A 23,900-nucleotide genomic window follows, 5' to 3' on the forward strand; every position below is an offset into this window, starting at 1 on the left:
CCTACCCCGTGAACGTGATCGCCGAGTTGAAGCCCCACAGCGCGATGGACAGCACCATGTCGATGGCGACGATCGCCACGGAGCTCGCCCGCACCGCCTTACCGGACGCGATGCCCACACCCTCGGGGCCGCCGGTGGCGAAGAACCCGTAGTAGCAGTGGATGAGGATGACCACGGTCGCGAAGATCGCCACCTTGACCACCGCCGCGATCACGTCGAAGCCGGTGACGAACTGGAAGAAGTAATGGTCGTAGACGCCCGCCGCCGACCCGTGCACGAGCGTGATGAGCCCTCGACAGGACAGGTAGGACAGGATGAGCGCGATCAGGAAGGTCGGGATGATGGCCACCGCGCCCGCGAGCACGCGGGTGGTGACCACGAACGGCACCGACCGCAGGCCCAGGGACTCGATGGCGTCGATCTCCTCGGAGATGCGCATGGACCCGATCTCGGCGGTCATCCGGCAGCCCGCCTGCGCCGCGAAGCCGATGGCGGCGGCGATCGGAGCCAGCTCACGCGTCGTGGCATAGGCCGAGACCAGGCCGGTGACCGGACCCATACCCAGCATGTCCAGCGTCGCGAAGGACTCCACGCCGACCGACGCGCCCATGACCAGGCCGAGCACGATCATCATCGGCACCGTGCCGCCGCCCACGATGATGGAGCCGCGACCCCAGGTCATATTGGTGATGGCCCGCATGGTCTCGTCGCGATAGCGCTTCAGCGTCAAGGGAATCGACGAGAGCACCTGCCAGACGAAGGCCAGCACGAAGCCGAGGTTCTCCACGCGCCGCAGAATCAGGCCGCGCTTGCGGTAGAAGCGCGCGAACCAGCCGAGTCCCTTGGGGACGTAGGTCGAAGTCGTCATGGGTCAGGCGAGCCTCGTCGGCAGGAACATGGCGGTGATCTGGGTGGCGACCAGATTCACGCACACGATGGAGACGACCGAGAGCACCACGGCCGCGTTCACCGCATCGGCCACGCCGCGCGGGCCGCCCTTGGCCTCCAGTCCGCGCTGGCAGGCGATGACCACCACCAGGAATCCGAAGACGATCGCCTTGACCAGCGAGATCCACACATCGGCGGTGGTGGCGAAGGAGCCGAAGGTCGCCCAGTAGCTGCCCGGCGTGACGTTCTGCCCGCCGACCGCGACCGCGTATCCGGCCAGCACGCCGACGAAGATGATGAGGATGTTCAGCAGCGGGGCCACGAAGAGCATGGCCACCATGCGTGGGATGACCAGCCGGTGAATCGGGCTGATACCCATGGTGTTCAGCGCGTCGATCTCCTCGCGAATGGTGCGCGCGCCGAGGTCGGCGGCAATGGCCGCCGCGCCCGCGCCGCCCAACAGGAAGCCGGTGGCCAGCGGCGCGCCCTGCTTGATGACGCCCAGACCGCCCGCCGCGCCCAGCAGCGAATCCGCGCCGAGGGTGTGAATGATATTGCCGACCTGCACCGAGACGATCACGCCGAACGGAATGGCGATGAGAATGGCCGGGAGCGCGGTCACGGTGATGAGCCGCCACGCCTGAATGATGGCCTCGCGCCACTGGAACTGCCCGCGCGCGATATCGCCCACCGCACCGGTGACGGTCTCCTGCGCGATTCCGGCCGCCCGCCCGAAGGTGCGCAGCGAGGACACGACGGTTCCGGAGAAATTGTCGCGAACGATCCGCGCCGCGGACTGGTTCGGTAATTCGAGCTTCAAATCTTCTTCTCCGTGATCGGCAACACTGCCTGCCATCAAAGCTAATGGTTACGGCCGGTTACAACAAATCGGGTTACGGTGTGATCGAGACCGCCAAGCTACCAGTGGGTAGAAAAACTGTCGAGCAGGTCAGTGGACCATTGCCGCACGTAGAGAGCAGAACTGAAACCTGTTACCAGTGGGTACAGCTATCGCTATGACCTCCGCCACTCCGCTGGCGAACGCCGCGCACAGCCGTCGCGGCGGGTTCGGTAATACCTCGGACGTGCAGCAAGTGAACTGTCAGCAACCGAGGTTTCGCGCCACGACGGGCGGGTCAGGGGCTGACGGCGAGGAAAACGAAGGCGGAGAAGAGCACCAGATGCACGCAGCCCTGTAACAGGGTCGCGCGGCCGGGAACGACCGTGAGCGCGCCGACCACCACCGTCAGCGCCAGCAAGACCATCTGCGTCGCGCCCAGGCCGAGCATGAGCGGACCCTCGATCCAGATCGACACCAGGGCGATGGCCGGAATGGTGAGACCGATACTGGCCATGGCCGAGCCGAGCGCGAGATTGAGGCTGATCTGCACCCGGTCGCGTCGGGCCGCCCGCACCGCGGCGAGGGTCTCCGGCAGCAGCACCAGCAGCGCGATGACGACACCGACCGCCGACGGCGGCAGACCCGCGGCGGCGATACCCTCCTCGATCGACGGCGAGACCACCTTGGCCAGACCGACCACGCCGATCAACGCCACCAACAGGAGCGCGCCGCTGGCGAGGGCCTGGCGCGTGGTCGGCGGTTCACCGTGTTCGTCGTCGAGATCGGTCGCCTCGCCGCCCTCGTTCTCCACCGGACGGAAATCATCCGGGTGCCGAATGGTCTGCACCATGACGAAGACGCCGTAGAGCACCAGCGACGCCACCGCCGCGAAGACCAGCTGCGCCCCGGAGAACACAGGGCCGGGTTCGCTCGTGGTGAAGGTGGGCAGCACCAGGGTCAGCGTCGCCAGGGTGGCCACCGTGGCCAGCGCCGCGCCCGTGCCCTCGGCATTGAAGATGGCGACGCGCCGCCGGGCCGCCGCCACCAGCAGCGACAGACCGAAGATGCCATTGCAGGTGATCATGACGGCCGCGAAGACGGTATCGCGGGCCAGGGACGCGGCCTTGTCGCCGCTGGAGAGCATGAGGGTCACGATCAACCCCACCTCGATGATGGTCACCGCCACCGCGAGCACCAGCGCGCCGAGCGGTTCACCGACCCGATGCGCCACCACCTCGGCGTGATGCACCGCCGCCAGGACCGCGCCCATGAGCGCCGCCGATACCAGCACCACCACGGCCGATCCCGGGCTGCGACCCCAGGAAACTGCCAGCACCACGGCAGCCAGGAGCGGAACGAGGGTGGACCAGTGGCGGAGACAGTAACGGACCATGCCGTCCATAGTCCCAGCTATCCGGACGCATCCACCGCAAGGAGAGGCATACCTCGCAATACGGACCGCGCGCATGGATCCGAGGGGAACGCGCGCCCCTGGCATAGGCTGCGCACTGTGGACGAGACCGACGCCCAGCCCCATCCGCACGAGCCGCACGCCGAAGGGCTCGCCACCAAGCTGAATTGGCTGCGCGCCGGGGTACTCGGCGCGAACGACGGCATCGTGTCGACGGCCGGTCTGGTCATCGGCGTCGCGGCCGCCACCACCGATACCGCCAATATCCTCACCGCCGGTATCGCGGGCCTCACCGCCGGGGCCATCTCCATGGCGGCCGGTGAGTACGTCTCGGTGAGCACCCAGCGCGATTCCGAGAAAGCCTTGTTGGCCAAGGAGAAACGCGAACTCGCCGAGGAGCCGGACTACGAACTGGCCGAACTCGCGCAGATCTACGAGGCCAAGGGGCTGTCCAAGGAGACCGCCCGCCAGGTCGCCGAGGAACTCACCGCCCACGACGCCTTTCTGGCGCACGCCGAGGCCGAATTGGGTTTGAACCCCAAGGAACTCACCAATCCGTGGCAGGCCGCGATCTCCTCGGCCGTCTCCTTCACCCTCGGCGCGCTGCTGCCGCTGCTGGCCATCGTGCTGCTGCCGGTGTCCGCGCGCATACCGGTCACCTTCGTGGCCGTGCTTGTGGCACTTGCCATTACCGGATCGGTGAGCGCCCGGCTAGGCGGCAGCAATCCGCGCCGGGCGGTGCTGCGCGTGGTGCTCGGCGGCGCGCTGGCCATGGCCGTCACCTACGGCATCGGCCAGCTGGCCGATATCTCCGGCCTCTAGCGATCGCCGGACACGGGGGTACAGACCCAGCCCGCGTACGGGGTCAATTCCCAACGCGCCGTAATGCCATTGGCGGAACAGTCGTCGCCGACGCGGCGGCTCTCCAGGCCGACCGGCGGCGCCACCGGCACGCGCGCCGTGGTTCTCGGGAATTGCAGCACGCTGGTCGGCGGCCGAAAGGTGGTCGGCACCGGCGCGGTGGTGCGCACCGGCGCGGGATCGGCGCGCGGGGTGTCGTCGTGGCGGGTCAACAGCATGCCGCCGCCCACGGCGAGCGCCATGAGCGCCGCGACGAGCAGGACCACGCCGAGACCGCGCGGATCGATATCCCCCTCGGATTCGCTATTGCCTTCGGCCATACCTGAACTCCTTCGATGCGAAGTCGTCGGAACGGGCTACGGGGCGGGCGGCGGTGGTGGCGGCGGCGGAACCAGGAAGGGCAGGATCGGCACCAGAATGTCGGGTACCGGTGGTGGCGGCGGGGGCGGTGGCGCGGGCTCCGGAGCGGGTTCCGGCTCCGGGGCCGGGGCTGGGGCCGGTTCCTCGTAGACGGGCGCGGGAGCCGGGGCCGGTGCCGGGGCGGGCGCGGGCTCCGGAGCGGGCGGCGGCGCGGCCGGAACGGGTGGAGCCGGGGGCGGCGGTCCTCCGGCGGGCGAGCGCACCGGCTCGGCGGGCGTGGAGCGCTGCTCGGAACTCGGTGCGGGAGTGTCGGATTCGGCCCGGGTGCCGCCCTCGAACCAGGTCAGCGGATTGCCGCCGATCAGCGCGAAGGTGAGCGCCAGGGCCACGGTGACCACGAGGACGACGGCGCGCGCCGGAACCTCACCGGAGGCGGACACGCCGGGCGTGCCCTCGCTCTCGCGGGTATCGGTGCGCTGCGCGCCGCCTGTCATCGCTGAACTCCCTCGGTGCCGAACAGCAGTTCCGTAATCCGAAAAGCTCATCCTCCGAGCACGCTACACAGGTTTGCCGGAAGACAGGCGTTGGCGCTTGTAAGCGTAATGTTCCAGCTGAGTATCTATTCGCCGCATTTGCGCAATATTTGCGGGCCTCAGCCGAAGATGGCGGTGGGCTCGCCCTGGTACCAGACGTTGTCGATGCGAATCCGCCGCATCAGCCAGCGGCCGTCCTCCCGCACCAGTTCGACGTCGTAGTAGTTCTTCAGCAGTGCGAAGGTCTCGTGTTCGACGGTGAGCAGGTGCTGTGCCTCGACCAGTGCGGTGAGCCGGGCGGTATCGCCGTCGATGGCGATGCGCGGATTGGTGACCTGGTGCGTGGTGTCCACCCGCCCGGCGAAGCCGTCGAGAATGGTGGTGACGATGAAGTCCCGGCCGACCATCAGCGGGGCCGCACCACCCCACTTCGCGGCGGCGGGCTGGAAGTCGAGTTCGGCGTCGAGCGCGAACGACGAGGCGAACAGGTCCTTGTCCTGAAGATCCTGTCCCAGCGCGAAACGGTACAGGGCGTCCACGATCTCGGCACGGTCGCGCAGTTCACGAACAATGGCCTCGTCGGCGGTGGCGGACAGGGCGCGATCTTCGGTGACGTACATGATTTCTCCTGGTGGATCGGTGTTTCGACAGGTCCACCCTCCGACACCACGACGGTCGTATCAATCACGCGCTGTGCAATGATCGTCAATCCAGGATTAACGATCGAGGTGAGGCGGCATGCTGGAGCGGCACGAATTGGAGGCGTTCCTGGCGCTGGCCGAGGAGCTGCATTTCGGTCGCACGGCCGAACGGCTGCGGGTGTCGACGGCGCGCATCAGCCAGACCATCGCGAAACTCGAACGGCGACTGGGAGTTCCGCTGTTCGAACGCAGCAGCCGCCGGGTGCGCACGACGCCCGCCGGGCGCGACCTGTACGCCGAACTGCGCCCGGCCTGGGATCGCATCACCGCCGCGGTGCGGCACACCATGGACACCGGGCGCGGGCGCGCCGGAACGCTGGAGGTGGCCTTCGTGGACGCACCGACCGGACAGCTGCTGGTGCGCGCGGCCGAACTGTTCCGCGAACGACTGCCCGACTGCGCGGTGCGGCTGCGCGAAGCCCAACCGGCACAAGTCATTCCATGGCTGCGCGAGGGCGAGGTCGATATCGTGCTGGATATGGTGCCGTTCCCGGTCGCGGGTATCACCACCGGGCCGGAACTGGTGACGGAGGCACGGCTGTTGGCCGTCGCGGCCGGACATCCCTACGCCCGGCGCGCCACCGTCGAACTGGCCGATCTGGCCCGGGTGGACATGCTGCGACTGCCGCCCGAACTCCCCGAGGGAGTACGTGAGAACCGCACGCCCACAACGACTCCCGACGGCACGCCGATTCCGTCCGGGCCCGCCGCCGCGACCTACAACGAGCTGCTCACCCTGGTCGGCGCGGGCCGGGGCGTCTTCCCCGTCGGCGCGCACGTGCGGCGCTACAACGCCCGCCCCGACGTGGAGTATGTGCCCATTCGGGACGCACCGGCGGTGCGGTGGGCCCTGTTGTGGCGCGCGGACGGCGAGACCGAACCCGTTCGCGAATTCGCCCGCGCCGCCGTGCTCGCCGCCGGAGAGTGACTACTCCACCGGTTCGAAATCGGTGGCCGAGTCGTCGCGCACCGCGTAGATGCCCGAGGACAGATCGAGGGCGAGCACCGTGCGCGCCGCCGCCTCGGCGACGTGGATGCGGGGATCCTCGGGCAGATCATCCGGGTAGTGCGTGCCGGGACCGTAGAACCGGCCGTAGCGCAGCACCACACCGCCGATATCGAGGACCGACTTCTCCAGGAACTCCTTGGCCTCCTGCCCTGCACCGGCCAGCTCCCACGCCACGCTCTGCGCCAGCACGCGCCGGGCGCCCGCCGCCGCGGCCGCGGCCAGCAGATTCCGCGTGCCCTCCACCCGAATGCGGGCATTGGCGGCGCGGCCCTCCGGCAGCAGCGCCGGATCGTCGGGCAGATCGGTGAGCTGGTGCATCACCATGTCGGGGGCGTAGGAGACCACGGCGTCGGTGAGCGCCGCGGCGTCGTAGACATCGCAGACGACCGGTGTGGCACCGGCCTCGGCCAGCGCGTCCGCCTTCTCCGCCGAGCGGGTCATCCCCGCCACCTCACAACCCGCCGCCGCCAGCAGCGGTACCAACCGAACACCGAGGACGCCCGTCGCGCCCGCCAGGAAGATGCGCATGTCACCGACCATAAGGGACCGTCCCGATCGACTCGCGCGGCCCCGGTGCCGTTCATGGGCTCGACATCGGATCGGCCGCTGATCGCAATGCGACCTCAGGCGGGGGCTACTCCGGCCAGACCGGATGCCGCTTCTCCAGGAACGCCGCCATCCCCTCCTTCGCGGCCGCCGTCTGGGACGCCTCGGCCATGATCGCCAGTGCGATGTCGTAGGCCTCGGCCTCGGGCCGGTCCAATTGTGCGTAGACCGTGCGCTTTCCGAGTGCCTTGCTGGCCGCGCTGCCCCGGGTGGCGCGGGCGAGCAGGTCGTCGACGGCCGCGTCCAGGTCCTCGGCGGGCACCGCGCGGTTGATCAGTCCCCATCCGGCCGCCGTGGCGGCGTCGATCGGGTCGCCGGTGAGGACCAACTCCATCAAGCGTTTTCGGCCGACGGAGCGCGCCACGGGCACCGCGGGCGTGTGGCAGAACCAGCCGCCCTTACCGCCGGGCAGCGCGAAACCCGCTGTGTCGGCGGCGATCGCGAGATCGCAAGAGGCCACCAGTTGACAACCAGCGGCGGTCGCCAGCGCGTGCACGCGGGCGATCACCACCTGCGGCACGGACTGAATGGTGTGCATGAGTTCGGTGCACAGGTCCAGTAGGTCGCGCACACCCTCGAGGTCGCGCGCCGCCACATCGGCGAAATCGTGTCCGGCGGAGAACACCGGGCCCTGCGCGGCCAGCACGATTCCGGTCGCGTCGCTCTCCCACGCCTCCTGGAAGGCGGTCAGCAATTCCACCAGGTGCTGGTAGGACAGGGCATTGCGCTTGGCCGGGCGGTTCATGGTGATGCGGAGGGTGTCACCGGATCTTTGCACGTCAACCATGGTTTCCGACGCTACCGGAAGGCCGTCGCGGCCGTCGTCGGTATGCATCGGCTCGAATACTTGTCGCCGAATACTCGTCGGCGTATATTCGTAGACGAGTAAGGAGGTGTCCGCGATGGCCCGGAAGCGCAAGGTCGGCAATCTCATGGGGCTGGCCGTGCTGGCGACCCTGGCCGTGCGGCCCATGCACCGCTACGAGATCGCCGCCACCATGAAGGAGCGCGGCAAGGACCGCGATATGGCGGTGAAATGGGGCTCGCTCTACACCGTGGTGGAGAACCTGGAGAAGCACGGCTTTCTCGAGGTGGTCGGCAGCGAACGCGACGGGGCGCGCCCGGAGCGCGTCATCTATCGGATCACCGATGCCGGTCGCGCCGAAATGCTGGACTGGGCAAAGGAACTCCTCTCCACCCCGGAGCCGGAGCCGAGCCGATTCGTCGCCGGACTCTCGGTCATGGCGGTGCTGACCCCCGACGACGCGGTCGAACTGCTCGACCGACGACTGAGCGTGCTGGAGGCCGAAACAGCCACCGCCCGTGCGGAATTGGCCACCCTCGACGGCACCCTGCCCCGACTGTTCCTGGTCGAGATGGAGTACACCATCGCCATGCGGCAGGCCGAAACGGAATGGGTACGCGCCCTGCGTGATTCGATGGCCGACGGCAGCTTCCCCGACCTGGACCAGTGGCGGTGCTTTCACGACAGCGGCCGACCGGCGGAGTACGTCGAGGAGATCGAGGCCCGGATGAAGGGAGCGTCGCCGAGCAGACCGACCACGGATTGACACCAGCGGGGGCAATCCCCGACACATCGAACCGGACCCCGGCGAGGTGCGGCAACACCTACGCCGAGGCCCGGAAACACCGTCTCGAACCGACTCCGTGCAGGCGAACTCGGCCCCGAGTTTGGCAACTACAGGATAGCTGGGTTCCCTGTGCGCGCAGCGGTTCGGGTAATCGACACCCGAGGAGAAATCCATGTCTTTCGAAGACACCGCGGCCGTTCGCACCGCACTCGTCATCGGCGGCGGCATCGCCGGTCCGGTGGCCGCGACCGCCCTGCGCAAGGCCGGAATCGACGCCCGCGTGTACGAGGCCTACCCCGGCCCCGCCTATGGGATCGGCTCCGGGCTCGGACTCGCCCCCAACGGGCTGGCCGCCCTGGATGTCCTGGGTGCGGGAGACGCCGTGCGCGCCCTCGCCGCACCGATGCGACACCAGGCCGCGAGCATCGGCGGCAAATACGTCACCACCCCCTCGCTGACCGGCGTCGAGCCGCTGCATCTGGTCGACCGTTTCGCCCTGCACGAGGTGCTGCACGACCATGCCGTCGCGGCGGGCGTGCCCTTCGAGTACAACAAGCGCCTGGTCCAGGTCGACGAGCGCGCCGACGGCGTGACCGCGCACTTCGCCGACGGCAGCACCGCCACCGCGGATGTGCTCGTCGGCGCGGATGGAATCCGTTCCACCGTGCGCGGTCTCATCGATCCGAACGCGCCGGGGCCGAAGTTCCTGAACATGCTCGGCTTCGGCGGGCAGTCGCACTGTTCGGTGGACATTCCGCCGGAGACCATGGTGTTCGCCTTCGGCAAGAAGGCCTACTACCTGTACTGGACCATGCCGGACGGCACCGTCGGCTGGGGCGCGAATCTGCCCTACGAGCAGTACCTTTCGCTCACCGAGGCGCGGGCGGTACCGGCCGAGGAGTGGTTGCGCGTGCTGCGCGAGATCTACGTCGACGACGTGCCGGGAGCCGAACTGGCGAACAACACCACGGCCGAGAACCTCGAGGTGGTCGGCGCGCTGCACGTCATGCCGCCGGTGCCGCACTGGTACCGAGGCCGGATGGTGTTGACCGGGGATGCCATTCACGCCCCGAGCAACACCTCCGGGCAGGGGGCCTCGCTGGCCATCGAGAGCGCCATCGAACTGGCCCGCTGCCTGCGCGATATCGCCGATCCGACAACGGCTTTCGCGACCTACGAGGCCATGCGCCGCCCCCGGGTGGAGGCGGTCGCGGCGCGGGTGGCGCGCATGAACCAGACCAAGGCGGCCGGGCCGATCGCCCGCAAGGCCATGTATCTGTTCATGCCGCTCATGTTCAAGGCCATGAACCCGGAGAAGACCTTCGGGGCCGAACAGCGCTTCCGCATCGACTGGGACGCGCCGGTGCGGCCGGTGCGGGTAGCCGCCTGATCGCTGAAAGCACTACGGCCGCGCACTGTTCGACGGTGCGCGGCCGTGGTCGTCAGCGCGCCGCCACGATCTCCGGACGCTCGGCCTCGTCCAGGAGTTTGGCGGCGATATTGTCCAGCGCCTTGTCGAGCAGTGCCCGGTCCTCCGGATCGGTGAGGTCCCAGTCGTCGAGCTGGGTGTCGAGCCAATTGCGCCAGGCCGCGCGAATCCGATCGCTCTCGGCATGGCCCGCGGCGGTGAGAGTTATTCGCTCACCGTCGATTTCGAGCAGGCCCGCGCGTTCGGCGCGCTCGTACACCGGCGCGATGACCTCGGGCGGCACCCAATGCGTGCGGGCGATCTCCGAGACCGTCGCCGCCCCGCGCACCCGCTCGTGTATGCGGATCTGTCCCAACGCCCATGCTTCCCCTCGGCTGAGCGAACTGCCCGCCGCGGCAAGGATTTCCGGATCCGGAAGGGCATTGTCACGCAGCTTGCGAATCACCCGGCCGACGGCATTCTCCAACTGCACCAGGCGATCCGGGGAATCCGGTACCGAGAAGCCGCCGCCCACATCGGAGGCCTCGGCCCGCACGCTGTCGCGCAACGGCACCTGTTTGAGCAGCCACGCCACCCCGAAGCCGATCACCGCGACCGGCACCACCCAGCGGAACACGTAGCCGATGGACTCGGCGTAGGCGTGCACGATCGGCGCGATCTCGGTGAAGGGCAGACTCCACAGCGCCTCCGGGTTCGAGGCCACCTGCGGCGGCACCACCTTCGCCTCCTCCAACGCGGTCGCCATGTTCGGGGTGAGCTGATTGGTGTAGAGGGTGCCGAAAATCGTTGTGCCGAAAGCACTGCCGATGGTCCGGAAGAAGGTCACGCCGGAGGTGGCGGTGCCGAGATCGGCGTAGGGCACCGTGTTCTGCACCGCGATGGTGAGCACCTGCATGGTCAGGCCGATGCCCAGGCCCAGGATCATCATGTACGTCGACTGTTCCCAGAAGCCGGTGTACTCGTCCATGGTCGACATCAGATACAGCCCGACCGCCATGATGGCGGTGCCCAGGATCGGGAAGATCTTGTACTTGCCGGTGCGGCCCACCACGATGCCGGAGAAGATCGATGTGGCGAACAGGCCGACCACCAACGGCAGCGTTTGCACGCCGGAGGCCGTCGCCGAGACGCCCATGACGTACTGCAGGAACGCCGGGAGGAAGGTCATCGCGCCGAGCATGGCGAAGCCGACGATGAAGCTGAGCACCGAGCAGACCGTGAAGACATTGCTGCGGAACAGGTGCATGGGCAGCATGGGCTCCTCGGCCCGGAACTCCACCGCCACGAAGGCCGCCAGGGCCGCCGCCGCACCCGCGAACAGACCGAGGATCATGCCCGAACCCCACGCGTATTCCTGTCCGCCCCACTCCAATCCGAGAATGAGACAGGTGACGCCGATGGACACCAGGGCGATGCCGAGGTAGTCCACCACGGGCTTGGTGGCGGCGCGCACGCGCGGAATGAACTTGGCGGCCATCACGATCATGACGATGGCGAGGGGCACGTTCACGTAGAAGCACCATCGCCAGCTCAGGTGGTCGGTGAACAGGCCGCCCAGGGTGGGGCCCAGCACCGTGGTGAGACCGAAGACCGCGCCCAGCGCGCCTTGGTACTTGCCGCGTTCGCGCAGCGGGATGACATCGGCGATGAGCGCCATGGAGGTGACCATGAGCCCGCCCGCGCCGACACCCTGAATACCGCGGGCCACGATGAGCAGCGTCATACCGTGTGCCATACCGGCGATCACCGAACCGAGAATGAAAATCGCGCCGCTGAGCTGGAATACGAGTTTGCGGCCGAACAGATCGCCGAACTTGCCCGCCAAGGCGGTGGCGATCGCCTCGGTCACCAGGTACGCCGTCACCACCCACGCCATATGCCCCGCGCCGCCGAGATCGGCCACGATGGTCGGCAGCGCCGTGGACACGATGGTCTGGTCCAGCGCCGCCATGAGCATGCCGAGCACGACCGTCGCGAAGACGACGTTCACGCCGCCGCGACTCAGGGACGGGGACGCCGCGGGCGCGGTGGCGCTGGTCATCGGCTCAGTATCCGAGGGGGCTGTACCGAATTATGGCAACGACACGGCAACCGGTTCAGTCGGCGCGCACCGCGTAGTGGCCCAGTGCCGGTTCGAGCAGATCGAAGGCGGCGGCGATGCGCGGGGTCATGACCGCGCCCAATTCCTCTTTGGTGGCTCCGGTGCAGGCACGACGCACAGTCTCTTCGAAGAGCAGCCGGTGCACCCCGGCGAGCAGGGCCGCGGCCACCTGCGCGGTCAGGTCGTCGGGTGCCACGCCGGTCTCCTCGGCCAAGGTTTCGGCGAGCGCCTTCTCGCGGTCCTCGTGAAATTCCCGCAAACGCGCGACGAGCGCCGGGCTGCCGGTGACCACGCGCGCGAATTCGGGGATGGCGAACCCGACGATGGGGTTCAGCTCGGCGGCGTCGGTGAGGTAGTCGCGGCGCAGCGCGGCCAGGGCCGACTCACCGGGCTGTCGCCCCCGCACCGAACGCGGCAGCTTGGCCACGAACTCCTCGTGCAGATCGAGGATCAGGTCCTCCTTGCGCGGGAAGTAGTTGGTGACGGTCATCTTGGCGACGTCGGCCGCCGCGGCGATCTCGGCGATGGTGACGGCGTCGAAGCCGCGCTCCAGGAAGAGGCGGGTGGCGACGGTGGAGATGTTGTCCCTGGTCTGGCGCTTCTTCCGTTCCCGAAGACCGAGGGTGGCGGCCTTCGGATCGATGGTCTGTGCGTTCATGTCGACCAGCATATCTAATCCCGACCAAAATTCAGGGTTGACATGTTTTTAGGTCGGGGCTAAGTTTATGCCCATGATCTTCCGCCCCCTGACAGTCGCCGCCGACAGCACCGTCCACACCACTCGAATGGGAGCAGCCCACATGGCCGATATGACGACCCACACCCACCGATCCCGGCACGCCGCCCCCGGGTTTCCGATGCCGCGCCACTCGCGCAAGTCCGGTCCGGTGAAGCCGATGCCGGTGCATCGCGGCAACCAGCCGCGCAAGCCGTTGCGCATTCCGGGACGCGGTTGAGCACTCTCCGCGTTACAGGGGTGGCGGGCACCAACCCGCCACCCCGCTCCACGAACCTCCAGCCCGCCCGCTCGACGTCAGGAGTCCCCGTGACCCTCTCCACCGAACTCACCGCCACCGCGACCCTCAGCGCGGATCCGGTGAAGGACTATCTGCGGGCCATCGGGCGTACCGCACTGCTGACCCCCGAACAGGAACACCAGCTCGCGGCACGGATCGCGCGGGGTGCGCAGGCCCAGCAGCGGCTCGACGACATCGCTTCCAGCGCGGTCGAACTCAGCGCCGAGGAGCGGCGCGCACTACAGCGCACCGTGGCCGACGGCCGTCGGGCCACCGACCATATGGTGCGCGCCAATCTGCGCCTGGTCGTCTCCATCGCCAAGCACTATCCGATTCCCACCGGCTGGTCGCTGCTGGATCTGGTACAGGAGGGCACCTTCGGGCTCATGCGGGCCATCGAGAAGTTCGATCACGAACGCGGACTGAAGCTCTCGACCTATGCCACCTGGTGGATCAAGCAGTCCATCGGGCGGGCGCTGTCGGACCGGAGCCGAACCATTCGGATTCCGGTGCATGTGGTCGAGGTGATGAACCGAGTCACCAAGACCGAGCGGGCGCTCTCGCAGCAACTGGGCCGCGACGCCACCGTCGAGGAGATCGCGGCCGAGCTGGATCTGGAGGCAGCGCAGGTGCGGGAGATGAAACGGCATGCGCGCGAGCCGATCTCACTGCACATGCCGATCGGCGACGACGACGCCGAGCTGGGCGCGATCATCGCCGACGAGGGACCCGACCCCTCGGAGATGGTCACCGAGACCGCGCTGCACGGGCAGCTGGTCAAGGCGCTGCGCACGCTGCCCGAGCGGGACGCGCAGGTGATCGCGCTGCGCTACGGGCTCGATGGCGGGGAGGCGCGCACGCTCGACGAGATCGGGCGACTGTTCGGCGTTTCCCGGGAGCGGGTGCGGCAGATCGAGGCCAAGGCCATGGCGAAGCTGCGGCAACCGGCGCGCAGGACACTGCTCGCCGACCTGCTGGGGTAGCGCCGCGCGGGGTCGCCGCCGGACGTGCACGCCAGGTCCGCGCCGGTGCGGCGCGTCCTACGTGGGCGCAGCTTGTGACTCACGTCATGGGTGGTGCATACTCGGTTCCACTTTTGAAACCAGGCGGGCTCACTTCGGCCCGCTCAGGAGAGGTTCACTGTGGCACCATCGCGCATTCGCGTACCCAAGCTGCTGATGGCACTGGCCGCCGCGGCGGCGACGCTGCCCCTGCTGTCGACGGGCTCGGCCCTGGCCGACCCCATCGACGGCCCGGCCATCCAACTCGCCGACGTGCCGGTGCAGCCGCCGCTGCCGTTCCCGGTTCCGCCCACGCCGCCGGGTTTCGACCCGGCGTTCTATCGGCCCGCGCCGGAGACCTACCTCGACAAGCGGCCCGGCGAGATCATCGCGGCTCGACAGGTCAACCTCGCCAACCTGTCGCTCCTGCCGGTGAACGTTGATGCCTGGCAGCTGTCGTTCCGGTCCACGAATTCGCGCGATGAGCCGATCGCGGCCGTCGCGACCGTCATGAAGCCGCGCGGGTACGTCGCGGATCGGCCGCTGTTCTCGTATCAGATCGCCGAGGACTCGACCGGCAACTACTGCATGCCCTCCTACCAGTTGCAGATGGGGTCGATTCCGGCTCCGATCACCGGGTCGATCCTGGTGGCCGCGCAGTTCCTGGAGGTGCAGGCGGCGCTGGCGCAGGGCTGGGCGGCCGTGGTCCCGGATTACCAGGGGCCCGATTCCGCTTATGCCGCAGGGCCTTTGGCGGGGCGCATCACCCTCGACGGGATCCGCGCGGCGGAGAACTTCAGCCCCATGGAGCTGTCGGGGACCGCGACCAAGGTGGGGCTCATGGGTTATTCGGGCGGGGCCATCGCGACCGGGCACGCGGCGGAGCTGAAGTCGAGCTACGCGCCGGAGCTGAATGTGGTGGGCGCGGCGGCGGGCGGGATTCCGGCGGATCTGTCCGCGGCGCTGAAGCTCGCCAACGGCAACCTCTCCTCCGGACTGATTCTCGCTGCCACCCTTGGGGTTTCGCGCGAGTACCCGCAGCTGTCGACCTTCCTCGACCGGCATTTGAACCCCTTGGGTCGCGCGCTGAAGTTCGTCAAGGATCCGCTGTGCGCGATGTATCAGTCGTATCTGATCCCCTTCGGTGACAACATCGGCATGCTCGACGCCGACCCGTTCCAGGACCCCGGCGTCCTCGACGTGCTCGACAAGACCCGCATGGGCAAGACCACCCCCGACATGCCGCTGTTCCTCTTCCAGGCGAACATGGACTGGCTCATTCCGGTCGGCCCGGTCAACACCCTCGTGGACACCTACTGCGCCGACCCGAACGCCCGCGTCGAATACACCCGCGACCACTTCAGCGAACACCTCACCCTCGACCCCATCGGCGCACCCCGCGCCCTGCTCTGGATGAAGAACCGCTTCGCGGGCATCCCCGCCACCCCCGGCTGCCGCACCACCGACGTCGGCTCCATGACCCTCGACCCCGCCACCTGGCAAGTCTGGAACGACGTCGTCGGCACCACCATCGCCGCCGCCTTCGGCCACCCCATCGGCAGCCGCTGACCGCGGGCGACGCCACCACCTTCGGTCACCCACCGGCAGCCGCTGACCCCGCGGGCAACGCCACCACCTTCGGCCACCCCACCGGCAGCCGCTGACCCCGCGGACGACACCACCGCCTTCGGCCATCCCATCGGCAGCCGCAGGCGACGCCACCGCCCTTCTTTCCCATCCCCTCTCGTGCCCCGTTGCGCCAGCAACGGGGCACGAGACGCCAGAGTGGCCCCTTCCCCTACCCACGGAACTTACTCTGGAGTAAGGTCGGGGACGCGGGGCTGCTACCAGCCTCGCGCACCGAACCGAACTCCAGTGAGGTCTGACCAATGGCGTGGAAGCCCAGCGAAATCTCGGATCAGTCCGGGCGCGTTTTCGTGATCACCGGAGCCAATGGCGGTATCGGCGAGCAGACGACCAAGGTGCTCGCGGGCAAGGGCGCCACCGTCATCATGGCCTGCCGCAATACCGCCAAGGCGCAGGAGATCGCCGACCGCATCGACGGTGACGTCCGCGTCGACGCACTGGATCTCGCCGATCTGAGCTCGGTCCGCGCATTCGCCGAGAGCACCGGCGAATTCGATGTGCTCATCAACAACGCGGGCCTGATGAACATCCCGTTCTCGCGCACCAAGGACGGCTTCGAAACCCAGTGGGGCGTCAACCATCTCGGCCACTACGCCCTGACCGGCCTGCTGCTGGACAAGATCCGCGACCGCGTGGTCACCATCGCCTCCATTGCGCACAAGCAGACCCCCAAGCTCTGGGTCGACGACCTCAATTACGAGAAGCGCCGCTACCAGCGCAATCTCGCCTACGCCCAGTCCAAGCTCTCCAACCTCATGTTCGCCCGCGAACTCCAGCGGCGGCTCACCGAGGCCGGATCCGCCAAGCGCTCCTACGGCGTGCACCCCGGCGTCTCGGCGACCGACCTGTTCGCCAAGACCGAGACCCCGATCGACAAGATCTCCAAGCCATTCATTCGCCTGGTCGGCCAGTCCCCCGCCCAGGCCGCGCACTCCTCGCTCTTCGCCGCCACCGAGCCCGACGCCGACCCGACCGTCTACTGGGGTCCGACCCGCTGGATGGGCAGTCAGGGACCGGTCGAGCCGTCCCCGTCGAGCAAGCTGTCGCAGGACCGCGAACTGTGGCGGCGGCTCTGGGACGAGTCGGAGCGGTTGACCGGGGTCGCCTACAAATTCTGACGGCGGCCCCGGCTGTTCTTCTGCCCACCTGCCTACTACGCAACCCGTAGTAGGCAGGTACCTTTGAAGGCGTGTCCGCTCCCCACCGCCGCCCGGCGCTCATCATTCTGGTGGCCGTTTCGGCCGTGGTGTGCCTGGCCCTGGGCTACTGGCAGTGGACGCGGTTCGAATCCAGCAACGGCACCGCCCAGAATCTGGGTTACGCGCTGCAGTGGCCGCTGTTCGCCGGATTCGCGGTGTGGTCGTATTTCCGCTTCGTGCGGTTGGAGAGCGAAGCCGACACCGAGGCCGCAACGCCCGCGAAGGTGAAGCGCACCAAGGCCGCCGCCCCGCGCGAGATCCCCGCCGGAATTCTGCCGGAACGGCCCAAGGCCGCCCGCGACACCGATCCGGAACTCGCCGAATACAACAAATACCTGGCCGACCTGCACGCCCACGATGTCGCCGAGCAACTGCGCGCGGCGGGTATGCGTCCCGACACCGAGAGGAGCGCCGGGTGAGCACCCGCGACAACTCCGCAGAGACCACCCTCGCGCCCCGCCCGGCCGGTGCGGCCGCGCCCGAGAAGATTCGCGGCGCGCTGACCCGCTACCGGGTGCTGGCCTGGATCACCGGTCTATGGCTGCTGGTCCTGACCGGCGAGATGATCTATAAGTACCTGCTGCTGGAGGATTCCAGCACCGCGCCCGGCTGGCTGTTCTACATCGGGCAGGTGCACGGCATCTTCTACATGCTCTACCTGGTCTTCACCATCGACCTGGGCATCAAGGCGCGCTGGCAGCCGATGACCACCTTCGCCACCGCCCTGGCGGGCACCATCCCGTTCCTGTCGTTCGTGTTCGAACACAAGCGGACCAAGGAGGTCAAGCAGACCTTCGGGCTCTGACACCCGCCGAAAAGATTTGGGCCCCCGCTGACCAGTCAGCAGGGGCCCAACCATTCTCAACCTCGGTCGGCCAAGGCCGCAAGATGCGGAAGCAATTGCCGCAGGGCCCGCCCTCGATGGGACTGGGCGTCCTTCTCGGCGGGGGTCAACTCCGCGGCCGTGCGGGTCTCGCCTTCCGGGGTGAACAGCGGGTCGTATCCGAATCCCCCGTCGCCCACCGGCTTTCGCCCGATACGTCCCGGCCACTCGCCGCGCACGATCACCTCGACACCGTCGGCCACCAGCGCGCACGCGGAGACGAACTGCGCCCCGCGCCGCTCGTCGGGCACATCGCCGAGCTGGGCCAACAGCAGCGCGTTGTTCGCCGCGTCGTCACCGTGCGTCCCCGACCAGCGCGCCGAGAGCACCCCCGGCATACCGTTGAGGGCATCCACCGCGACACCGGAATCGTCTGCGACACAAGCCAATCCGGTGGCGACGAAGCCGTCGCGGGCCTTGGCGACGGCGTTCTCCTCGAACGTCGCGCCGGTTTCGGGCGCCTCGTCGTATTCGGGCACGTCGTTCAGCCCGACGATCTCGATTCCGGCCACCCCGGCCTCATCGAGAATGCGCCGCAATTCGTTGAGCTTCTTGGCGTTTCGGCTGGCGACCAGTACTCGGCGGGTCATCGCTTCTTCGACTCCACCGGTTCCGGCAGCACACCCGGGTACGGGAGCGCCAGGGCTTCCTTCTGAATGGCGAAGATCTGCTCGCAGCCCGCCAGCGCGGAGTCGAGCAGCTTGTCGAGGGTGGAGCGCGGGAAGGTCGCGCCCTCGCCGGTGCCCTGGATCTCGACCAGCGTGCCGGTATCGGTGGCCACGACGTTCATATCGACCTCGGCGCGCGAATCCTCCTCGTAGGGCAGATCCAGGCGCACCCGGCCGTCGACCACGCCGACGCTCACGGCGGCGATGGCACACGAGATCGGCTGCGGATCAGTCAGCTGCCCGGCGGCCGCCAGATAGGTGACGGCATCGGAGAGCGCCACGTACGCGCCGGTGATGGCGGAGGTGCGGGTGCCGCCGTCGGCCTGCAGCACGTCGCAGTCGATGGCGATGGTGTTCTCACCGATGGTCGACAGGTCGATGCACGCGCGCAGCGAACGTCCGATGAGCCGGGAGATCTCCTGGGTGCGGCCACCCACCTTGCCCTTCACCGACTCTCGTCCGCTGCGGGTGTGGGTGGCGGCGGGCAGCATGGCGTACTCCGCGGTCAGCCAGCCCATTCCGGATTCGCGACGCCACGGCGGCACCCCTTCGGTCACGCTCGCGGTGCACATCACCCGCGTCTGCCCGAATTCCACCAGCACCGATCCCGCCGGATGCGTGGTGAATCCCCGGGTTATGCGTACCTCGCGGAGCTCGTCGTCCGCTCTGCCATCGGCTCGTTTAGACACGGGCCAAGCCTAGCCGGGCCGTCAGACCTCGAAGGTCTCGCCCGGGGATACGGCGTGGACCGGGCCGGTGAAGATGGCCTTGGCCTCCGCGATCACGTCTTCGCGGGAGGTCCACGGCGGTATGTGGGTGAGCAGCAACTCACCGACCTTGGCTTCGGCGGCGATCATTCCGGCCTCGGTGCCCGAAAGGTGAATGCCCGGTGGGCGATTCGCGGGATCGTGGGTCCAGGAGGCCTCGGCGAGCAGAATGTCCGCGCCGCGGGCCAGATCGAAGACCTCGTCGCAGAGCGCGGTGTCGCCGGTGTAGACCAGCACCTTGCCGTCGGCGGTGGTGATGCGCAGGCCGTAGGACTCCGGCGGATGGAACATGCGGCGCGCCTCGACGGTGTGGCCGGGGCCGAAGGGAATCGGCGCGCCGACCGACCATTGCCGCATATCGATGACGTCGGACCAGTCGTCGCATTCGCCGCCGATTTCCGCGGAGGCATTGCCGATACGCAGCGAGGTGTCGGAGGGGCCGTAGACAATGGCCTTACCCGTCGGCGGATTCGGGTGGTAGCGCCGCCACACCAGCAAACCCGGCAGATCCAGGCAATGGTCGGCATGCAAATGGGTGAGGAAGATATCCACCTCGCCCGGATCCAGATACCGCTGCAGCGCCCCCAGTACGCCGGGACCGAAATCGATGACGGTCGGAGTCATATCCGGGCCGGTGAGCAGATAGCCCGACGCCGGGGAATCCGGGCCCGACACGCTGCCCGAACACCCGATAACGGTGAGGCGCATTCCCCCATGCTCCCACGACGCTGTCTCATTCAAGAGGGGATCCCCCATATCGCCGACCGGGTCCGCTGTCACCCCGACGACGCAAGACGGTCGGCGTTAGCCTCGCGACGATGACGACGTGCATCACCAGAGAGTACCCACCCGGCTATCAGTCCACCCACCGCCCCGAAAAGATGCCCTTGCCAAGAGATTCCGGGCTGTCCGGGCAGAACTCCCCACAGAATCGAGCCGTACAGCAACCCCACCACCAGGCCGATCGCGAGCTGCGCCACATTGCGGGTGAACAGTCCCCGGGAGAGCAGATATGTGAGCCAGCCGAACACCAGAACCGATGCGCCGACGTGCACCGAGTTGGGCTGTCCGATGAGCCAGGTCCCGGATTCACCGATCACCCAGATGATGGCCGTCGCCGCGAGCCCTCGGCCGATACCGGTGAGGAGTGTGAGCAAGCCCAAAACCAGCACCGGCAGCGTATTACCGATGAGGTGTTCCCAATTGGCGTGCAGCACAGGGCCGAACAGAATTCCGTCGAGGCCGTACTCCTTGCGCGGGATGACCCCGCCCGCGTAATCGAGCTCGTGTCCGGTGACCGAATCGACGGCCTCTATCCCGTAGAGCGCCGCGGTAAACGCGAGAATTATCGCAATCGCGCGCTGCCACAGCAGCTTCAATGCCGAGGAACCCCGGGTCGCCGTGTCGGAATTCGCCAATCCGGTGCGCAATCGCGCGATCCGATCCGGATCGAACGACGCGCCCATACCCGTACCGCCGCTCATGGAAGCCTCCTAGCGCATGCCTCGTCTCCGAGCGTACCTGCGCCCGGCCCCGTGATTCGGGGATGACGAGGTGCGGTCAGGCCCAGAGTTGGCCGTCGAGGCGCTCCTCGGCCTCTTCCAGGGTGCCGTCGTAGGCGCCGGTGGAGAGGTATTTCCAGCCGCCGTCGGCGACGACGAAGGCGATATCGGCGCGGGTGCCCGCCTTGAGCGCCTTCTTGGCGACGCCGAGCGCGGCGTGCAGGATCGCGCCGGTGGAGACGCCCGCGAAAATGCCCTCTTCCAGGATGAGTTCGCGGGTGCGGCGGACCGCGTCGTAGGGGCCGACGGAGAAGCGGGAGGTCAGCACCGATTCGTCGTAGAGCTCGGGGACGAAGCCCTCGTCGAGATTGCGCAGGCCGTAGACCAGTTCGCCGTAGCGCGGTTCGGCGGCGACGATATCGATGTCGGGCAGCTTCTCGCGCAGGAAGCGGCCGGTGCCCATGAGCGTGCCGGTGGTGCCCAGGCCCGCCACGAAATGGGTGATCTCGGGCAGGTCGGCCAGGATCTCCGGGCCGGTGGTCTCGTAGTGCGCCAGCGCGTTGGCCGGGTTGCCGTACTGGTAGAGCATGACCCAGTCCGGATGTTCGGCGGCGATCTCCTTGGCCAGCGCCACCGCCTGATTGGAGCCGCCCGCGGCCGGGGAGTCGATGATCTTCGCGCCGAACATGGTGAGCAGCTGCCGCCGCTCGACCGAGGTGTTCTCCGGCATGACGCAGACCAGTTGGTAGCCCTTGAGTTTGGCGGCCATGGCCAGCGAGATACCGGTATTGCCGCTGGTGGGCTCGAGAATCGTGCAGCCCGGGGTGAGCCGCCCGTCGGCCTCGGCCTGTTCGATCATGCGCAGCGCCGGGCGGTCCTTGATGGAGCCGGTCGGATTGCGGTCCTCGAGTTTGGCCCACAGCCGCACATGGTCGTCGCCGTCCCATTTCGGCGACAGCGTCTTGAGCCCGACCAGCGGGGTATTGCCCAGCGTCGCGATCAGCGACTCGTAGCGCGCCACGGTATTACGCGCCGCCCGCGACGGCCGGAAGGATGGTGACGGTGCCGTCGGCGGGGACCTCGGCGTCGAGTCCGCCCGCGAAGCGCACATCCTCGTCGTCGACATAGATATTGACGTAGCGGTTGAGCTTGCCGTCCGAGAGCAGCTTGGCCTTGAGGCCGGTGTAGTTGGCCTCGAGATCGTCGATGACGGCGGCGAGCGTGGAACCCTGTGCCTGTACACGCTTCTCACCGCCGGTGAGGGTGCGCATGATGGTCGGGATGGACACGGTGACCGGCATGGGTGCTCCTTATATGTCGTACGAGGTGACGATCCGCACCGGTTCCTCGGTGACCTGGCCGTCGATGATTCGGTAGCTGCGCAGCTCGTGCGATTCGGGATCGCGGGTGGAGACGAGCACGTAGTGGGCGTTGGGCTCGGAGGCGTAGGAGATGTCGGTGCGGCTCGGGTACGCCTCGGTCGCGGTGTGCGAGTGGTAGATGACCACGGGTTCCTCCTCGGCGTCGTCCATGGCGCGCCAGACCTTCAGCTGTTCGCCGGAGTCGAAGCGGTAGAAGGTGGGCGAGCGCTCCGCGTTCAACATGGGGACGAAGCGTTCGGGGCGGTCGGAGCCCTCGGGACCGGCGATGACGCCGCACGCTTCGTCGGGATGATCGGCGCGCGCGTGCGCGACCATCTGGTCGACGAGGTCGGCCTTGATCACCAGCACAGTCCATTCCTTCCGTTCACAGCCCGCAACGAACGAGAATATTCGCCTATTCCCGACGTGCTTCAGGCGGGGAAGAGATCACGGTAGGCGGGGATGCCCGCGACGGCGTGCGCGGAGAGGATGGCGTCGACGACGGCCCGCTCCACGCAGACCGCGGCGGCGGTGCAGAGCTGGTCGAGCATGAGCAGGTGCGCCGGGAAGGCGGGCGGCAGCGGGAAGACCGGGTCGACGGCCGTCCTGCCGGTGGCGAGGGCGAAGAGGGTGTCGCCGTCGAGTGGCGAGTGCGCGGGGCGGATGGCGCGGGCCAGGCCGTCGTGGCCGGTGGTGGCGAGGCGGCGGCAGGCGGCGGGATCGAGGACGGCGTCGGTCGCTATGACCCCGATGGTGGTGTTCAGGACGGTGCCCTTGACCGGTAATGCGTTGGCGGCGGCCAGTTTCGCCGGGTCAGCGGGTTTCAGGCCGAAGTACTCCGCGCCGTCCGTGCCGGTGCCCCAGGGCAATCCGGTGCGCGGATCGAAGACCGAGCCGACCGGATTGGCCACGATCAGCGCCGCGACGGTGATGCCCGCCGCCGGTCCATCGCTGAAACGCACACTGGCGGTGCCGATTCCGCCCTTGATGGATCCGGCACGGGCTCCCACGCCCGCGCCCACCGATCCGCGCTGGAAGTCGACGGAGGCGGTCTCGGCGGCCATGAAGCCGAAGTCGGCATTGGGCCGAATCCGCCACTCCCCCACCGGAAGATCGAAGATCACCGCCCCCGGCACGATGGGCACCACCTTCGCCGGATCGGTTGGATCCATGGGAATCCCCTCTCCCTGCTCCTCGTGCCAGCGCATCACGCCGTCCGCCGCGGCCAGCCCGTACGCGCTGCCGCCGGTCAGCAACACGGCATTGACCTGCCGCACCGTATTCGACGGATCGAGCAGATCGGTCTCCCGGGTGCCGGGCCCGCCACCGCGCACATCGACCGCCGCCACCGCCCCGCCCGGCGCGCGCACCACCGTGCAGCCGGTCGCCCGCCCGGATCCGATCGTGGCGTCGGGGTCGAGCACATGATGGTGTCCGACCAACAGGCCGTCGACGTCGGTGAGCGAATTGCGCGGTCCCGCAGCACTGTTCACAGGTCTACACGCTAGCCGCCGTCGCAGCGCC

At 68.1% G+C, this 23,900-nt stretch carries 28 protein-coding genes; 10 read left to right on the forward strand and 18 right to left on the reverse strand.

Features of this window, described 5'->3' with window-relative positions; genetic code table 11:
• Position 1: 1 nt before the first annotated feature.
• The 3 genes from ACIBH2_RS13200 to ACIBH2_RS13210 form a co-directional block, all read right to left on the reverse strand.
• Positions 2-868: an ABC transporter permease gene (locus ACIBH2_RS13200; protein ID WP_397116607.1), complete on the reverse strand. Its 867-nt coding sequence runs from the start codon at positions 866-868 to the stop codon at positions 2-4.
• Positions 869-871: 3 nt separating this feature from the next.
• Positions 872-1,744: an ABC transporter permease gene (locus ACIBH2_RS13205; protein WP_397116609.1), complete on the reverse strand. Its 873-nt coding sequence runs from the start codon at positions 1,742-1,744 to the stop codon at positions 872-874.
• A 280-nt stretch (positions 1,745-2,024) separates the two neighbouring features.
• Complete coding sequence (locus ACIBH2_RS13210) at positions 2,025-3,131, reverse strand: calcium:proton antiporter (RefSeq protein WP_397116611.1); 1,107 nt, start codon at positions 3,129-3,131, stop codon at positions 2,025-2,027.
• A 108-nt stretch (positions 3,132-3,239) separates the two neighbouring features.
• Here ACIBH2_RS13210 and ACIBH2_RS13215 point away from each other — a divergent pair, with 108 nt between their 5' ends.
• Positions 3,240-3,962, forward strand: coding sequence for a VIT family protein (locus ACIBH2_RS13215; protein WP_397116613.1), 723 nt, complete (start codon positions 3,240-3,242; stop codon positions 3,960-3,962).
• Here ACIBH2_RS13215 and ACIBH2_RS13220 read toward each other — a convergent pair.
• The 3 genes from ACIBH2_RS13220 to ACIBH2_RS13230 all read right to left on the reverse strand — a co-directional run bounded on the left by ACIBH2_RS13220 (position 3,959) and on the right by ACIBH2_RS13230 (position 5,514).
• Complete coding sequence (locus ACIBH2_RS13220) at positions 3,959-4,321, reverse strand: hypothetical protein (protein WP_397116615.1); 363 nt, start codon at positions 4,319-4,321, stop codon at positions 3,959-3,961. The two genes, ACIBH2_RS13215 and ACIBH2_RS13220, sit on opposite strands and share 4 nt — an antisense overlap.
• A gap of 36 nt (positions 4,322-4,357) precedes the next feature.
• The gene (locus ACIBH2_RS13225) at positions 4,358-4,855 is read right to left on the reverse strand and encodes a hypothetical protein (protein WP_397116617.1); all 498 of its coding nucleotides are present in this window, start codon (positions 4,853-4,855) and stop codon (positions 4,358-4,360) included.
• 158 nt (positions 4,856-5,013) lie between these two features.
• Entirely contained in the window at positions 5,014-5,514 is a 501-nt protein-coding gene (locus tag ACIBH2_RS13230) for a nuclear transport factor 2 family protein (protein ID WP_397116619.1), read from the reverse strand.
• Between the two features lie 118 nt (positions 5,515-5,632).
• Between ACIBH2_RS13230 and ACIBH2_RS13235 the strand changes: the two genes are divergently transcribed.
• A complete protein-coding gene (locus ACIBH2_RS13235; protein WP_397116621.1) occupies positions 5,633-6,523 on the forward strand; it encodes a LysR family transcriptional regulator in 891 nt (296 codons plus the stop codon).
• Here ACIBH2_RS13235 and ACIBH2_RS13240 read toward each other — a convergent pair whose 3' ends face one another.
• Both ACIBH2_RS13240 and ACIBH2_RS13245 read right to left on the reverse strand, forming a co-directional pair.
• Positions 6,524-7,132, reverse strand: coding sequence for an NAD-dependent epimerase/dehydratase family protein (locus ACIBH2_RS13240; protein ID WP_397116623.1), 609 nt, complete (start codon positions 7,130-7,132; stop codon positions 6,524-6,526). It abuts the gene before it with no gap.
• Between the two features lie 106 nt (positions 7,133-7,238).
• Entirely contained in the window at positions 7,239-7,997 is a 759-nt protein-coding gene (locus ACIBH2_RS13245) for an enoyl-CoA hydratase-related protein (RefSeq protein WP_397116625.1), read from the reverse strand.
• A gap of 115 nt (positions 7,998-8,112) precedes the next feature.
• Here ACIBH2_RS13245 and ACIBH2_RS13250 point away from each other — a divergent pair, with 115 nt between their 5' ends.
• Together ACIBH2_RS13250 and ACIBH2_RS13255 are read left to right on the forward strand one after the other, a co-directional pair.
• Positions 8,113-8,781 carry a PadR family transcriptional regulator gene (locus tag ACIBH2_RS13250; protein ID WP_397116627.1) on the forward strand — a complete coding sequence of 223 codons (669 nt, stop codon included), beginning with the start codon at positions 8,113-8,115 and terminating at the stop codon, positions 8,779-8,781.
• A 193-nt stretch (positions 8,782-8,974) separates the two neighbouring features.
• The gene (locus ACIBH2_RS13255) at positions 8,975-10,192 is read left to right on the forward strand and encodes an FAD-dependent monooxygenase (RefSeq protein ID WP_397116629.1); all 1,218 of its coding nucleotides are present in this window, start codon (positions 8,975-8,977) and stop codon (positions 10,190-10,192) included.
• Positions 10,193-10,244: 52 nt separating this feature from the next.
• Here ACIBH2_RS13255 and ACIBH2_RS13260 read toward each other — a convergent pair whose 3' ends face one another.
• Together ACIBH2_RS13260 and ACIBH2_RS13265 are read right to left on the reverse strand one after the other, a co-directional pair.
• Complete coding sequence (locus ACIBH2_RS13260) at positions 10,245-12,272, reverse strand: MFS transporter (protein ID WP_397116631.1); 2,028 nt, start codon at positions 12,270-12,272, stop codon at positions 10,245-10,247.
• A gap of 55 nt (positions 12,273-12,327) precedes the next feature.
• Complete coding sequence (locus ACIBH2_RS13265) at positions 12,328-12,990, reverse strand: TetR family transcriptional regulator (protein WP_397116633.1); 663 nt, start codon at positions 12,988-12,990, stop codon at positions 12,328-12,330.
• 73 nt (positions 12,991-13,063) lie between these two features.
• Here ACIBH2_RS13265 and ACIBH2_RS13270 point away from each other — a divergent pair, with 73 nt between their 5' ends.
• The 6 genes from ACIBH2_RS13270 (at position 13,064) to ACIBH2_RS13295 (ending at position 18,000) form a co-directional block, all read left to right on the forward strand.
• Positions 13,064-13,288, forward strand: a complete 225-nt coding sequence (locus ACIBH2_RS13270; protein ID WP_397116635.1) for a hypothetical protein — start codon at positions 13,064-13,066, stop codon at positions 13,286-13,288.
• An 89-nt stretch (positions 13,289-13,377) separates the two neighbouring features.
• On the forward strand, positions 13,378-14,331 hold the full coding sequence (locus ACIBH2_RS13275) for a sigma-70 family RNA polymerase sigma factor (RefSeq protein ID WP_397116637.1): 954 nt from the start codon (positions 13,378-13,380) through the stop codon (positions 14,329-14,331).
• A gap of 195 nt (positions 14,332-14,526) precedes the next feature.
• Positions 14,527-15,918, forward strand: a complete 1,392-nt coding sequence (locus ACIBH2_RS13280; protein WP_397117015.1) for a lipase family protein — start codon at positions 14,527-14,529, stop codon at positions 15,916-15,918.
• Positions 15,919-16,238: 320 nt separating this feature from the next.
• The gene (locus ACIBH2_RS13285) at positions 16,239-17,114 is read left to right on the forward strand and encodes an oxidoreductase (RefSeq protein ID WP_397116639.1); all 876 of its coding nucleotides are present in this window, start codon (positions 16,239-16,241) and stop codon (positions 17,112-17,114) included.
• Positions 17,115-17,185: 71 nt separating this feature from the next.
• Positions 17,186-17,614 (forward strand): transcriptional regulator, encoded by a 429-nt coding sequence (locus ACIBH2_RS13290; RefSeq protein WP_397116641.1) that lies wholly within the window; start codon positions 17,186-17,188, stop codon positions 17,612-17,614.
• Positions 17,611-18,000, forward strand: coding sequence for a DUF3817 domain-containing protein (locus ACIBH2_RS13295; RefSeq protein ID WP_397116643.1), 390 nt, complete (start codon positions 17,611-17,613; stop codon positions 17,998-18,000). Before ACIBH2_RS13290 ends, ACIBH2_RS13295 begins: the two co-directional genes overlap by 4 nt.
• Before the next feature lie 56 nt (positions 18,001-18,056).
• Here the strand turns inward: ACIBH2_RS13295 and rdgB are convergent, their stop codons facing one another.
• The 8 genes from rdgB to ACIBH2_RS13335 form a co-directional block, all read right to left on the reverse strand.
• Entirely contained in the window at positions 18,057-18,668 is a 612-nt protein-coding gene (gene rdgB / locus ACIBH2_RS13300; protein ID WP_397116645.1) for an RdgB/HAM1 family non-canonical purine NTP pyrophosphatase, read from the reverse strand.
• A complete protein-coding gene (gene rph / locus ACIBH2_RS13305) occupies positions 18,665-19,435 on the reverse strand; it encodes a ribonuclease PH (protein ID WP_397116647.1) in 771 nt (256 codons plus the stop codon). Before rph ends, rdgB begins: the two co-directional genes overlap by 4 nt.
• 21 nt (positions 19,436-19,456) lie before the next feature.
• Entirely contained in the window at positions 19,457-20,221 is a 765-nt protein-coding gene (locus ACIBH2_RS13310; protein WP_397116649.1) for a cyclic nucleotide-degrading phosphodiesterase, read from the reverse strand.
• Positions 20,222-20,289: 68 nt separating this feature from the next.
• Entirely contained in the window at positions 20,290-20,997 is a 708-nt protein-coding gene (locus ACIBH2_RS13315; RefSeq protein WP_397116651.1) for a rhomboid family intramembrane serine protease, read from the reverse strand.
• Positions 20,998-21,073: 76 nt separating this feature from the next.
• Positions 21,074-22,036 (reverse strand): PLP-dependent cysteine synthase family protein, encoded by a 963-nt coding sequence (locus ACIBH2_RS13320; RefSeq protein WP_397116653.1) that lies wholly within the window; start codon positions 22,034-22,036, stop codon positions 21,074-21,076.
• Between the two features lie 4 nt (positions 22,037-22,040).
• On the reverse strand, positions 22,041-22,316 hold the full coding sequence (locus ACIBH2_RS13325) for a MoaD/ThiS family protein (RefSeq protein ID WP_397116655.1): 276 nt from the start codon (positions 22,314-22,316) through the stop codon (positions 22,041-22,043).
• Between the two features lie 9 nt (positions 22,317-22,325).
• On the reverse strand, positions 22,326-22,745 hold the full coding sequence (locus ACIBH2_RS13330) for a Mov34/MPN/PAD-1 family protein (RefSeq protein ID WP_397116657.1): 420 nt from the start codon (positions 22,743-22,745) through the stop codon (positions 22,326-22,328).
• A 62-nt stretch (positions 22,746-22,807) separates the two neighbouring features.
• On the reverse strand, positions 22,808-23,869 hold the full coding sequence (locus ACIBH2_RS13335) for a P1 family peptidase (protein ID WP_397116659.1): 1,062 nt from the start codon (positions 23,867-23,869) through the stop codon (positions 22,808-22,810).
• Positions 23,870-23,900: the final 31 nt, after the last annotated feature.

It is taken from the genome of Nocardia sp. NPDC050406, from assembly GCF_044459025.1.
Taxonomy (GTDB): Bacteria; Actinomycetota; Actinomycetes; order Mycobacteriales; family Mycobacteriaceae; genus Nocardia.